16 protein-coding genes are annotated in these 13,045 nt (G+C 36.3%); 2 read left to right on the top strand and 14 right to left on the bottom strand.

Annotation, left to right across the window (positions count from 1 at the left end; genetic code table 11):
* Nucleotides 1-10: 10 nt before the first annotated feature.
* Nucleotides 11-328, bottom strand: a complete 318-nt coding sequence (locus HCB45_RS13735) for a nucleoside triphosphate pyrophosphohydrolase family protein (RefSeq protein ID WP_185319313.1) — start codon at nt 326-328, stop codon at nt 11-13.
* A gap of 198 nt (nt 329-526) precedes the next feature.
* Here HCB45_RS13735 and HCB45_RS13740 point away from each other — a divergent pair, with 198 nt between their 5' ends.
* Nucleotides 527-703, top strand: coding sequence for a hypothetical protein (locus HCB45_RS13740; RefSeq protein ID WP_185319314.1), 177 nt, complete (start codon nt 527-529; stop codon nt 701-703).
* Nucleotides 704-748: 45 nt separating this feature from the next.
* Here the strand turns inward: HCB45_RS13740 and HCB45_RS13745 are convergent, their stop codons facing one another.
* The 5 genes from HCB45_RS13745 to HCB45_RS13765 form a co-directional block, all read right to left on the bottom strand.
* On the bottom strand, nt 749-1,048 hold the full coding sequence (locus HCB45_RS13745) for a nucleotide pyrophosphohydrolase (RefSeq protein WP_185319315.1): 300 nt from the start codon (nt 1,046-1,048) through the stop codon (nt 749-751).
* 106 nt (nt 1,049-1,154) lie between these two features.
* The gene (locus HCB45_RS13750) at nt 1,155-1,481 is read right to left on the bottom strand and encodes a thioredoxin family protein (protein ID WP_003722276.1); all 327 of its coding nucleotides are present in this window, start codon (nt 1,479-1,481) and stop codon (nt 1,155-1,157) included.
* Nucleotides 1,478-1,915 carry a flavodoxin gene (locus HCB45_RS13755; RefSeq protein ID WP_185319317.1) on the bottom strand — a complete coding sequence of 146 codons (438 nt, stop codon included), beginning with the start codon at nt 1,913-1,915 and terminating at the stop codon, nt 1,478-1,480. The genes HCB45_RS13750 and HCB45_RS13755 overlap by 4 nt, the downstream gene beginning before the upstream one ends.
* Nucleotides 1,912-2,961: a ribonucleotide-diphosphate reductase subunit beta gene (locus tag HCB45_RS13760; protein ID WP_185319318.1), complete on the bottom strand. Its 1,050-nt coding sequence runs from the start codon at nt 2,959-2,961 to the stop codon at nt 1,912-1,914. The genes HCB45_RS13755 and HCB45_RS13760 overlap by 4 nt, the downstream gene beginning before the upstream one ends.
* A 55-nt stretch (nt 2,962-3,016) precedes the next feature.
* Complete coding sequence (locus HCB45_RS13765; RefSeq protein WP_185319319.1) at nt 3,017-5,311, bottom strand: ribonucleoside-diphosphate reductase subunit alpha; 2,295 nt, start codon at nt 5,309-5,311, stop codon at nt 3,017-3,019.
* Between the two features lie 533 nt (nt 5,312-5,844).
* Between HCB45_RS13765 and HCB45_RS13770 the strand changes: the two genes are divergently transcribed.
* Complete coding sequence (locus HCB45_RS13770) at nt 5,845-6,186, top strand: YxeA family protein (protein WP_185319320.1); 342 nt, start codon at nt 5,845-5,847, stop codon at nt 6,184-6,186.
* Between the two features lie 144 nt (nt 6,187-6,330).
* Here HCB45_RS13770 and HCB45_RS13775 read toward each other — a convergent pair whose 3' ends face one another.
* The 8 genes from HCB45_RS13775 to HCB45_RS13810 form a co-directional block, all read right to left on the bottom strand.
* On the bottom strand, nt 6,331-6,516 hold the full coding sequence (locus HCB45_RS13775; protein WP_003722282.1) for a CsbD family protein: 186 nt from the start codon (nt 6,514-6,516) through the stop codon (nt 6,331-6,333).
* A 94-nt stretch (nt 6,517-6,610) separates the two neighbouring features.
* Nucleotides 6,611-7,660 (bottom strand): Gfo/Idh/MocA family protein, encoded by a 1,050-nt coding sequence (locus HCB45_RS13780; RefSeq protein ID WP_185319321.1) that lies wholly within the window; start codon nt 7,658-7,660, stop codon nt 6,611-6,613.
* Between the two features lie 22 nt (nt 7,661-7,682).
* Nucleotides 7,683-8,651 (bottom strand): sugar phosphate isomerase/epimerase family protein, encoded by a 969-nt coding sequence (locus HCB45_RS13785; protein ID WP_185319322.1) that lies wholly within the window; start codon nt 8,649-8,651, stop codon nt 7,683-7,685.
* Between the two features lie 2 nt (nt 8,652-8,653).
* Nucleotides 8,654-9,376, bottom strand: coding sequence for a ThuA domain-containing protein (locus HCB45_RS13790; RefSeq protein WP_185323128.1), 723 nt, complete (start codon nt 9,374-9,376; stop codon nt 8,654-8,656).
* A gap of 1 nt (nt 9,377) precedes the next feature.
* A complete protein-coding gene (locus HCB45_RS13795) occupies nt 9,378-10,118 on the bottom strand; it encodes a sugar phosphate isomerase/epimerase family protein (RefSeq protein ID WP_185319324.1) in 741 nt (246 codons plus the stop codon).
* A 14-nt stretch (nt 10,119-10,132) separates the two neighbouring features.
* Nucleotides 10,133-11,209, bottom strand: a complete 1,077-nt coding sequence (locus HCB45_RS13800) for a Gfo/Idh/MocA family protein (protein ID WP_185620286.1) — start codon at nt 11,207-11,209, stop codon at nt 10,133-10,135.
* Nucleotides 11,210-11,283: 74 nt separating this feature from the next.
* Complete coding sequence (gadR, locus tag HCB45_RS13805) at nt 11,284-12,162, bottom strand: acid resistance transcriptional regulator GadR (protein WP_185319326.1); 879 nt, start codon at nt 12,160-12,162, stop codon at nt 11,284-11,286.
* 69 nt (nt 12,163-12,231) lie between these two features.
* Nucleotides 12,232-12,927 carry a Crp/Fnr family transcriptional regulator gene (locus HCB45_RS13810; RefSeq protein WP_185319327.1) on the bottom strand — a complete coding sequence of 232 codons (696 nt, stop codon included), beginning with the start codon at nt 12,925-12,927 and terminating at the stop codon, nt 12,232-12,234.
* Between the last annotated feature and the right edge of the window lie 118 nt (nt 12,928-13,045).

Consider the following 13,045-nt stretch of genomic DNA (forward strand, 5'->3'; position numbering starts at 1 on the left):
AAACGTTTTTTTAATTGATATTGAGTTTACTTCGCTCGGTCGAAAAACCTTGAGGATAACGCCGCTTCAATTTCTCGATATTTGATTCTGCCACTGTTTCCATACTTATATCTGCCCATTTAGCAATTTGTGATACGTACCATAGGACATCTCCTAGCTCTTTTGTTAGGGACTCCTTATCTAAATCATGTCCATGAAAAGCATATTTCTTAATCAAATCGGCAACTTCACCGGCCTCGCCAGTAATACCAAGCCCGTAATTTGTTAACGCCTGTTCGTGTGTTGCAGCAGTTCTATTTGCTAAAATTTGATACTCTTTAAAATCCATATGTTTTCCTCCTTGCTTCTCTCACTTTCTTACTATAACAGATAAATTTTTTCCTTTGCAGTCTTGACTATTTCCAACTTATGCGAACTGGTGCTCTATCAATGCTTTTCATCTTTAAAAATTTTTTATCTTTAAAGTCTTATTTTTTTCAGATAATTCCTATATAATAGAGATAAGATTTCTGAAAGGAGTTTTCAAATGAAACTAGCTGGCTTAGTGTTACTTCTGATTGGTTTGATTGGTTTTGGCTTTTCGTTTAGCATTACTGGACTTATTGGTTTTGGTGTATGTATCATTTCTATTATCTTAGTTATAGCAGGAATTTTTACAATGGTCCGTTCCAAAAAACGCCGTAAACGTTCTTATTCCTATTAAAATAAAAAGCTGCTCTATCACAATCTGTGGTAAAGTAGCTTTTTTCTATTTTTCCGGCCAAGTTCTCATACGATTTTCTGCTAATTTCATTCGAACAAGTTCCTCACCATTCGCTCCCATACTTTCTGCAATTTGAAGGGCATAGATAATTACATCAGCTACTTCTTTTAAAAGTTCTTCACGATTTTCTTTTAGCGCTGTTTCATCTGTTTTCCACTGAAAGCATTCAAGTAATTCTGCTGCTTCAAGTGACAACGAAATTGCTAAATCTTTTGGATGATTGTATTGATCTAGCCAATCACGTTCTTTTAGAAAAGCAGTAATTTCATCTTGTAGTTGTCTCACTATTTTAGCTCCTTTAGAAGAATTTATTTGTGAAAAATATTGCAAAATCTTATAAAAAAATGAGCATCAAGCCGCCTTTTTATAAGGAGACTTGCTACTCATTAAATTACGCGTTTAATGAAACTGCTTCTTCAATTTTGTTTGGTGGAATAAATCCGTTTAAACGGTGGATTTCTTCGCCACCTTTATATAGTACAAGTGTTGGTGTTTGTTGTACATCACGATCAAAAAAGAAATTTTCGCCCATTTCTTCTAATTTTACTTTTAATACTTTCACTTTGCTTGCGATTTCAGAGTTTTTGAATTCGGCAAAAGAAAGATCAAGCATTTTACAATTAGGACAATTATCTTTCCAGTAATCTACATATACTAATTCTTCCCCATTAATATGAGCTTGGAACTCTTCAGGTGATTTAATTTCAATACTTGTCATTTGATTTCACTCCTTAATACTAAAATTTTCTTGACCCAATTGTCTATATCAGCCACATCTTGTTCTGTGTGTGGCATTTGTTCTATTTTTAAAGTTGGGTAGCTTGTGCCGAAGTATTTTGCCATTCGGTCGACAGCTCCGCAATAAAACTCCATACCCCATTGTGTTTCCCCAGTGCCAAAAATGGCTACATTCTTGGGCTTAACGGCTAGTTCCGCGATAAAATCTTTCATATCCGGCGGTGTTCTTCCGTAGTCGACTGTCCATGCCCCCAACATGTACAAGTCAAAATCCTCATCTAGCGGATACATGGCTAAAGGAGATACACGAAAGGACACAACCTCATGCCCTTCGTTTATTAATATCTCTTCAATTTCATCAGCCACCATTTTCGTATTACCGCTCAGAGAATCATAGGCTAACAAAATCCTCATAAATCGTCGAATCCATTATCCATATTCGTTTTTTTATAGCTTGAATTGCGCATTTCGAAAAAGTCGGTTTTTGTTTCTGTAAAGTTATCTGCGTAGGCTTTAATCCATGTCATTGTATTATCACTGTGTCCAGGATAAAGTTCAGGAATACCAAGCATTCCGAGCATTTTGTTAGCACGATATTTTACGTAATCAACCATTTCTTCCACATCAATACCTTCAATACCTTGCAACACTTCTTCAGACCATTCTGTTTCAAGTTCAACAGCGTGACGGAAAGCTTCATGTGTATATTCCACTAGCTCATCTGTTTGTAATTCTGGATTTTCCCCAAGGATTGCCCGGATTACTTCTGAAATAAACTTCGAGTGAGCTAGTTCATCACGATTGATAAAGCTAATGATTTTTCCTGTTCCTGTCATTTTGTTTTGACGAACAAGGTTATAGAAGTAAGCAAAGCCACTATAGAAATTAATTCCTTCTAAAATAGAAGATTGAATTAATGCTTTTACAAGCGTTTCACCTGTTTTGTTATTCATAAAATCATCATATGCTGTCATGATTGGTTCATTACGTTTAATGATTGTTGGGTGTGTTCTCGCAAGTTCAAAGACGCGATTTTGCTCTTGTAAATTTGTGATAGAAGCAAGTACATACGAGTAACTCTCATTATGAATTACTTCTTGTTGTGCGATAATTGCTGCGTTTGCATGAACTGCTGGGTCGGTAATATATTCCGCAATGTTATAGATAAAGCGTGTTTGCGGAGAATCCAGTGTTGCAAGTAAGCCAATAATCGCATCAAAAGCATATTTTTCTTGTTCGGAAAGAGCAGGATATTGTTTTGCATCGCTCTTCATATCTACTTCATCAGGAATCCAGTAGTTAGTAGAAAGTTCTTTATAAGCACGGTAGAAAGATGGATAAGGGATGTCATTCCAATTCAAAATCCCGCTAGTTTCTCCGTTTATGATTGAAGTAGAACGATTAGGAAATAAAGGTTCTAAAATTTTAATACGTGTCAGTTGTTCTTTTTGGTTAGCCATCTAGGCAAGCCCTCCCTTTCTTATTGTGTTATTAATAAAATGTTTTAGAGATTTATCAGCTTGAGCACCATTCGCACTCTTCTACATCGATATCATTGGAACGGACATAGTAAGTTGTTTTAAGCCCTTCATTCCAAGCAGTCATGTGTAGTTCAAGTAGTTTACTTGCTTTAATACCACTTGGTACATAGAAGTTAAAGCTTAGTGATTGGTCTACGTGACGTTGACGACGACCGTTTTGACGTACACTTGCGAATTGGTCAACTTTATAAGCACCTTTTTCGTAGTACGGGTATGTGCTTAGGTTTAAGTCCGGTGCAATTACTGGACGACGGTAATCTTTTTTCTCTTCATAATAGAATGCGCTGTAAATTGGATCAATCGAAGCAGTTGAACCAGCAATTTGAGCAGTACTCATATTTGGCGCAACAGCTACAAGGTAAGCATTACGCAAGCCTTTTTCTGCTACTTCTTTCGCTAATTCTTGCCATTCAGGTGAGTTATAGTTACGACGTGCGAAATATTCTCCTGTATTCCAGTCGCTGCCTTTGAAGACTTTGTAAGCACCTTTTTCTTGTGCTAGTTTATTACTTGCGCGAATAGCTAAATAGTTAATTTGTTCGTATAATTCATCGGCATATTTCTCAGCTTCTTCTGAGTCCCATGCGATATTTTTAAGAGCAAGCAGATGATGCCAACCGAATGTTCCAAGCCCAATCGAACGGTATTTTTGGTTCGTAATGGTTGCTTGTGGTACTGGCAGTTCGTTTAAGTCAATAACATTATCTAGCATTCGTACTTCTACTTCGATTAAACGTTCTAAAGTACCTTCTTCTTCCGCCACAACGGCACGACCTAAGTTTACAGAGGATAAGTTACATACAACAAAATCTCCCGCTTGTTTTGTAATAACGATTTGATCTCCAGAAATAATTTCTTGAATCATTTTTGTTGGGCTCATGTTTTGCATGATTTCTGTACATAAGTTACTAGAATACACCATGCCTTCATGTTTATTAGGGTTCATTCTGTTTACTTCATCACGGTAGAACATGAATGGATTCCCTGTTTCTAATTGACTCATCATAACACGTTTCATGATATCAATTGCTTTAACAATTTTTTTACTGATTGTTTCATCAGCTACTAATTCGTCATATTTTTCGCGGAAAGTACCTTCGCCTTTTGATTCATCGTAGAAATCTTGCAGGTACCAGCCTTTTTTCGCTTTTACTTCATGTGGGTCGAACAAATACCACTCGCCGCGACGTTCTACAGCTTCCATGAAAATATCCGGAATACAAACTGCTGTGAACACATCATGGGCACGTAAACGTTGATCTCCATTGTTTAAACGTAAATCAAGGAAAGATTCGATATCTTTATGAAAAACGTCTAAATAAACAGCAATCGCACCTTTACGTTGACCTAGTTGGTCTACACTCACCGCGGTATTGTTTAATTGCTTAATCCAAGGAATAACGCCACCACTTGCGCCTTTTACGCCGCGGATAGCTGCTCCTGTTGACCGAACATAACCAAGATATGCTCCAACACCGCCGCCGTGCTTAGAAACGCGAGCAACATCGGTGTTGCTGTCATAAATACCTTGCAAGCTATCATCTACTGTATCAATGAAACAACTAGATAATTGCCCACCAACTTTTCCAGCATTTGCAAGAGTTGGAGTTGCAACAGTCATATATAAATTGCTTAGCGCCCAGTAAGCTTCTTCAACTAACTTCATACGCTTTTCTTTTGGTTCGTTTTGCATTAAATAAAGGGCGATAGTTAACCAGCGCTCTTGTGGCAACTCGTACACATTACGTTCAGAGTCAGTTGCTAAATAACGTGTCGCAAGTAAATACAAACCATTATAAGTAAATAATTTATCTTTTTCAGGGTCAATTAATTTCCCTGCTGCAATCAAATCTTCTTTAGAATAATTTTTTAAAATATTACCAGAATAAATACCACGTTCGCCTAAACTTTCTTGAAGTCCAACATACGAACCATATTTATCATCATCATTATAGAAACGATTTTTACTTGCTTTTTTATATAATTTGTTTAAATAAAGGCGTGCCGCGAAATGTTCCCATTCAGGAATATGAATATCTGTACGAGCTTCAGCTTCCCTAATTAAATAATCGACTAATTCGTCAGCCGCGTAATCTTCCTTCTTCTCTACAAAATTAAAAACCTTACGTTTGTAATCTTCTAAATCAAGTTTTGGAAATTCTTCATGGATTTTCTCTAAATATCCATCCAATCGGCTTTTGTCAAAAGGTAGCTTTCTGTTTCCCCCGTCTTTCACTATGTAAGTTGTCATTTGCAATCCCCATTTCATCCTTTTTTCCTCGTTGTAAAAATATCTGATTCATTTTGCGCTTTTCATTCGTCCGCTGAACTATTTGTGGTCGTTCCATGGAGCAAAAAAATTAACTTTTAAAGGAGCAAATTCCCCTCAATAAAAGTTAAAAGGCGATGAAGCAATATTTCGCTTTCGATACTATATATAGTATAACTTTTTCATTGTGAATGCAAGATATAGTGCTTTGATTTTATCAACGAAATCTCCAAAACGACGATTACACCAAGGTTTTTAGCAAATAAAAAATTTTTCTAAGTAAATTCATGTGTTTCCTTGCACATTAAGCCACTAGAAACACCACAACTTATAGTGCCTATTTTTCTCATCATTTCTACATTTAGTAGATTAAAATACAGTTTTTTATAACTTCACAATCTTATGGTGCATTTTTATTATCATTCTGACAAAATTGTAAGGTTATAAGATGATATTGTTAGTTAACAAACAGGATATTTTTCTGCATTCATTGTAAACTTAATGTAATAAAGAAAAGGAAGGATGAAGGAGAAATGTTTACTAAAAAAAGAGTTTTGATGGTGTTAGCAACAGTTCTTCTAGCTGTTTGTGCTATTTGGGAGTATGCGATGCCAACTGATGCCGCAGTAAAATCCTACTACCTTAAAGTGGAAGACAATGGAAAAGCGGTAACAAAGAATCAATTTAAAGGTTACAAATATGTTTCTAAAGTCTATGATGATAAAGGAAAACAAAAAAATATTACTTTCTATTCTGAAAAACAACTAACTAAAAACAACCAATTTAAAGTATTAATTGGTGAAAACAAAATGGTTGTTAATTACAAAAAAATAAAAAATGTCCCAGACAAAATTAAATATTTAGCAGAACAATAAAAATGCGTTGCTATAGTCATACAAAAAGGCTAAGCAACGCATTTTTTCTTTTATTTATTAAGTGTAACAATATGGAGGAAGACACGATTGAACTCATCTTCTATAGAAAAAACAGGCTTGAAAATTCAAGCCTGTTTTTTTAACTTATTCGGATAATTTCTTTTTAGCGTCGCCCGTTTTATCTTCTACTTCGCCTTTAGCTTTTTGAGCTTTACCTTCTACTTGTTTGCCTTTATCATCTGTTGCTTTACCGAACTTGTCTTTTGCGTCACCTACTACTTTGTCTTTAAGTCCTTTTGCTTTGTCTTTCATACCTTTATCTTCGCTCATTGATATTGCCTCCTAATTAGAATTTATTTTCTAATGAAGAATCTTTATCTCCATAGTAGTCTTTTCCACAATATAGGAAGCTAAAACATCTTTTTTAAATAGAATGGATTGTTCGATTTGTTTCAGCCGCTTCAAATATAGCTTCAATCAATTTTAAAACTTGATAAACTTCTTCGTTTTGAACGATTGGTTCACTCGTATTATTTAATACATCGACAAAATTATTATAGAAAGAAGGAGCTAATTTGGCAGGTGCCGGAAGTGATAATGTATTCGTAGCTTCTTCACTTGGTGGTGCCATTGTTTTTGTTAGACCTTGACCAGCCTTAATTGGTGTTGGCTCAGATGTTTTAGCAAGGGCGGTTGGTTGGACGATTTCCCCGCTTAAATCCCAATCATGGATAATGCCAGTTCCTCCTGTCCCTTTCACATACCAGCGAGGAAGTTTAATAAAGTTCGTTGTTCCTACTTCGATTTGTGCAGTGATGCCATTTTCAAAAGTAATGAATGTTACAAAGCCATCGTCAACTTCATCTCCAAGTGCATAGCTTAAATTAGCAGATACGGACTTCACATTACTATCCACTAGGAATAACAATTGGTCAAGTAAGTGTACACCCCAATCAAGTACCATGCCACCACCGTGCGCTTTCAAATGTCGCCAATCTCCAGGAATACCATTTGCCCCGTGGACACGTGATTCTAGATGGAATATTTCGCCAATCGTTTTTTGTTCGAACATTTCTTTAATAATAAGGAAATCTTCGTCCCAACGTCTATTTTGATGAACCATAAAATGTTTATTTACTTTTTTTGCTACATCCATAATTGCTAGCAAATCTTCACTTGTCATTGTCACTGGTTTTTCGCAAACGACGTGCTTACCAGCCTCGAGTGCGCTGATAGCCAAGTCTTTATGACTATCATTCGGCGTCGCAATAAGAACAGCATCTACTTTTTCGTCTGCTAAAACGGCTTCAAAACTTTCATAGATTGTTAAGCCTTTTTGAGCAGCGGCTTCACGTTTTTCTGCTAGAATGTCGAATACACCATGAACTTCCAAATTATCAGCAGCCGATGCAAGTGTTACATGATAGCTTCCCATTCCGCCGTAACCAACAATTACTAATTGATATTTTTTCATCCTAAGACATCCTTTCTTATTGTTAAGCCCACCACATATCTAGTGGTTTATCTTTAATTAAGATTGATTGTAGGTTTGTAACAGCTCGGTCGAATCCTTCATCAATCGACATTAATGGGTCCTCGTGTTCGATGCTGACTACATAATCATACCCATATGTTCTAAGTGCGCTCATAATATCCGACCACTCTGTCAAACTATGACCACAACCAACCGAACGGAATGTCCAACTTCTTGTTTGAACGTCACCATATGGTTGCATATCAGTTAAGCCGTACATATTGATATTATCTTGATCTAAATACGTATCTTTAGCGTGGAAATGATGAATTGCTCCAGCTTTCCCTAAGATTTTAATAGCGCCAACTGGGTCAATTCCTTGCCACCACAAATGACTTGGATCTAAATTAACGCCGATAGCATCATTTGTTTCTTCCCGCAGTTTTAAAATGGTATATGGTGTATGACATAAGAAACCACCGTGCAATTCAATACCAATTTTAACACCTGAAGCCGCTGCAAGTTCGCCAATTTCTTTCCAGTAAGGAATTAATTTTGTTTCCCATTGCCATGTTTTAATATCGCTATAAACAGTTGGCCAAGGAATTACCGGCCAGTTTGGCGCTTTGGCATCGTCACTATCACCAGCAGTTCCAGAAAATGTATTAACAACCGGAACGTTCATTAAAGAAGCTAGTTTGATTGATTTACGCAAAATTTCATCAGATGCTGTTGCTTCTTCCTTATTAGGAGAAATCGGGTTATCATGGCAACTAAAAGCACTAATTGTTAATCCTCGACTAGTAAATTTTTCTAAGTATTCTTTGCGAGCTGCTTCACTCGCTAAAAGTTCGTCGGTTGGACAGTGATGATTTCCAGGGTTCCCACCAGTCCCGATTTCGACAGCATCAAGTCCCGCCGCTTTTACTTTATCTAACATTTCATCTAATGATAAATTTGCAAATAATGGTGTAAATACGCCTAATTTCATTTTTATTTCCTCCCTATGTTTTCAAGTGGTTGATGATTTCCGTATGCCGGATAATTTTTTCGACCTTCTGCACACCAATGTACACCATTAATAATGACTTGTTGTATATCCGGATGGTGGTATGTTGGATAGGATTCATGGCCTGGTTGGAAATAGAAAATCCGTCCATTGCCTCTTTTATATGTGATACCACTTCGGAATACTTCTCCCCCTTCAAACCAGCCTAAGAAAATGAGTTCATCTGGTGCTGGTATATCAAAATGCTCACCATACATTTCTTCTTCATCTAATTCAATAAATTCGCCAATACCTTTTGCGATTGGATGTGTCGGGTCTACTACCCAAAGACGCTCCCTTTCATTTGCTTCACGCCATTTTAAATCACAACTCGTGCCCATTAAGCGCATAAAGATTTTTGACATATGTCCAGAATGAAGTACGATAAGCCCCATACCTTCTAAAACACGTTTTTGCACACGGTCGACAACTTTATCTTCTACTCGGTCGTGCCCCATGTGTCCCCACCAAATCAGTACGTCCGTATTCGCTAGTACTTCTTCCGTAAGTCCATGTTCCGGCTCTTCTAAAGTAGCCGTTCCTGCGTCTATTCCTGCTTTTTTTAGGAAGCTAGCAATTTGCCCATGAATTCCATCTGGATAAATGGCTAGCACTGCATCATCTTCTTTTTCGTGTAAAAATTCGTTCCACACTGTTACACGTGTCATATTATTTCTCCTCCAATACATTCGCTAAATACGTATAGCCTTTAGCAACACTTGTTAGCGGATCTTGCGTAAATGCTTCTTGTTCAATAATTAGCCATTTTGTTCCTGATTCAAGAGCTGTTTTCACGAAACCTGGAACATCAAGAACTCCTTCACCAATAATGGTACTTTCTTTGTTCATTTTCGATTTATCTTTAATATGAATAAGAGGTACACGGTTACGATATTTTTCAATAAAAGGGATAACTCCTACGCCAGCATACTCTATCCAGTAAGTATCTAATTCAGCAACCATTTCCGGTACATTTTTGAGGAGATCGTCCAAAATAATTTCACCATCTAATTTATCTAATTCGTGGGCATGATTATGATAACCAAAATGCATCCCAGCTTGTCGGATAGTTTTTGTAATTTTGCGAAGCTCTTCACCGAATTCTAGCCAGCCTTCCTTCGTTTTAAAATCTGCATACGGACAGATAATGTATTTATTACCTAATTCGCGTTCGAACAGAATTACCTTGTCTAAATCTGCTTCAAGCTGTTCTTTACTAATATGTGATCCAGCTACTTCTAGTCCCAGTCCGGCTAATTTCGCTTTAATTTCACTGGCAGATTTGCCGTAATAACCGGCGAATTCCACACCGTCATAACCCATTTTCGCCACTTTTTCTAGCGTTCCAAAGAAGTCATCTTCGCAAGCTTCCTTAACACTCCATAACTGTAATGCAATTTTTGCTTTCATAAGGCACTTCCTCCTTAATTAAAATAGACTGGTTGTCCTGTTTTCGATGATTCATAAATAGCTTCTAAGATTTGTGTTACAACAAGTGCTTGTTCTGGTTTTACAACAGGCTCTGTATTTTTTTCAATTGCTTCTAACCATTGTTCTGCTTCAATTAATGCAGGGTCATCGCCAGTTCCATCATAAAAATCAACGCCGCCTGCTTCTAATTGAATTTTCTTTTCGTACATTTGGCTGTGTGCTTCGCCATTAATTCGTAAACCGTCTTCCATATCCGCGCCGCCTTCTGTTCCTGATAGCGACGTTCTCGCTTCACCAACATCAAGTGTGTTAAGCGCCCAACTTGCTTCTAATACAATTGTCGCTCCATTTTCCATTGTGATAAAACCAAAAGCAGAATCTTCTACTGTAAATTTACTTGGATCCCATGAGCCCCATGCATTTGCTGCATTTTCTTTTTTTGCAAGTTTATGATAACTGTTTCCTACGACATATTTCGGTTTATAATTGTCCATCATCCAAAGCGTCAAATCAAGTGCATGCGTTCCAATATCAATAAGTGGTCCGCCACCTTGGGCTTCTTCATCTAAAAACACACCCCAAGTTGGTACAGCTCGGCGACGAATCGCTTTTGCTTTTGCAAAATAGATATCGCCTAATTCGCCGTTCTCGCACACTTGATGTAAGTAATCCGAGTCTTTGCGGAATCTATTTTGGTAACCAATAGTTAGCTTTTTTCCTGTACGTTTTGCAGCTTCAATCATACTTTTCGCTTCTGCTGTAGTTTTCGCCATGGGTTTTTCGCACATGACGTGTTTTCCTGCTTCCATTGCTGCAATAGAAATCTCCGCATGGGAAATATTTGGTGTACAAACATGGATGACATCAATGGATTTATCTTGAAGCAATTCTATATAGTTTGTGTATACGCTTGCATTTTCACTGCCAAATTCTTTTGCTGCTACTTTCGCTTTTTCTAAAACGATATCGCAAAAAGCAACCATTTCTGCTTTCTCAGCTTTTAATAAACTTGGCATATGCTTCCCGTTTGCAATGCCTCCACAACCAATAATCCCAACTTTTAATGTCATAATAAAAAACCTCCAATAGTTTTGATAGTTACATCATACAAAACTACTCGAGGTAAATCTTCCTAATTTATTGCTTAATTATTCCCGTATATTGTCTTTCTATATTTTAATGGTGCGATACCCATTGCTCGTTTGAAGGCATGATGGAAGGTTTTCACGCTACTAAACCCAGCTAATTCGGCCACTTCTGTTACAGGGAATGCCTCATTTAACAGCATCCATTTCGCTTTATTTAAACGGTAATCATTTAAAAAAGTCACAAATGTCATGCCTGTATTTCGTTTAAAGAATTTCGTGAAGTAATACGTACTAAATCCAGTATAATCTGCTACTTCTTGTAGACTAACCGGTTCTTGATAATGCTTTTCTACATAGGAAAAAATTTGATCTAGCTTTTGAAGTGTTTCTTTTGATTTAAGCACAGCTTGTTCAGAAATCACACTATCAGGTTGCGTTTTTTTCTGCGGTATTTCGCGATAAATTAAACCGATAATCGCTAGCAAATCTGCTTTAAGAATATAATGTTTGCCAGGTAAATCATTGCTTGATTCTAAATGGATATTTGTAATAAGTGATTGCATCTTCGCAGTCGTTTCTTCAGACCAATCTCGACTTAAACGAGCCATCTCCGTGAGCATTTCTCGAAGCGAGTCATTTTGTCCATCCATTTGCATTTCTTCTTGAAATAGGCTTAAATCAAATTGAATAACGATACGTTCACTATTTGGTGAAGCTAAAAAATAATGGACATCTCCGCCATTAATAATTTGAATTTCGCCTTCATGAAGTTGAATCGGCATGTCATTTACGCCAAGGTTAAGACTGCCTTTTAATGCATAAATAATCTCAATTTCTTTATGCCAATGAGGATAAACAAGGACTCCTCCTTCGTTGATAAAAGAACGAAATGGGAAAGCTTTATTTAATTCTGGGATTTCCAAGTATTCACTCATAGTGGAACTCCTTTTTTTCTTTCATTTTAGCATAAAAAAGAAGACAGCCGTTAGACTATCTTCCTTTATTTATAAAATTAATGATTCGTATGGAATTTCATTGAATAGTTTTTCTACATTAATAATCAAAGGAATTTTAGTATTTAATAGATAACCTTCTTTTTTTAGTTCGCTAAGTGTCAGACTAAGATATTCTCTTGTGATTCCCATAAACTTAGATAAAAATGTAGTAGATAATTCTTGCGGAATTTGAATATTATCACCGTTTGAAATACCATATTCATAGCCAATTGCAGCAATCACATGCTTAACACGGTCTTTAACTTTTAGCGTATTCAATAAGCAGCGACGTTGCAATATCATAATTTCTTTTTTAGACTGATACAACATAAATTCTTCAATACTTACATGTTTCTCTACCATAAAAATAAAAAAATCTCTATCAACTGCAGTAATAACACTAGAACTAGGCGATAATAATTTTGCGCTAATATTACGTTTTAAATCTGGGGACATAAAAGATGAAAAATTGCATACATCACCATGCTTCAATAATTGATCATAGCCTATATAATCATCTATTTGTGTTCCTTTCATAACAATCCCTTTTTCAACAAAATAGATTCCTGTTACAAAATCAACATCAAACAGCTCATTTTTAGAAAGCTTAATACTCATACTATGTTTAGCAAAATCTCCAGACTTCTTACAAAAATGAAGTGGATTGGTCAAAATTTCATGTTGTCTTTTTTCTAATGTGTTCATTGCAAATTCCTCCTCTAAAGTATAATATCACAGAATGAAAACACTCTAGAGAAGGTATAAATCAAATAAAATAACATTATTAGCATAAAACAAGATTTTTTTCACTATTATATAGTTA

Source organism: Listeria farberi (assembly GCF_014229245.1).
Taxonomy (GTDB): domain Bacteria; phylum Bacillota; class Bacilli; order Lactobacillales; family Listeriaceae; genus Listeria; species Listeria farberi.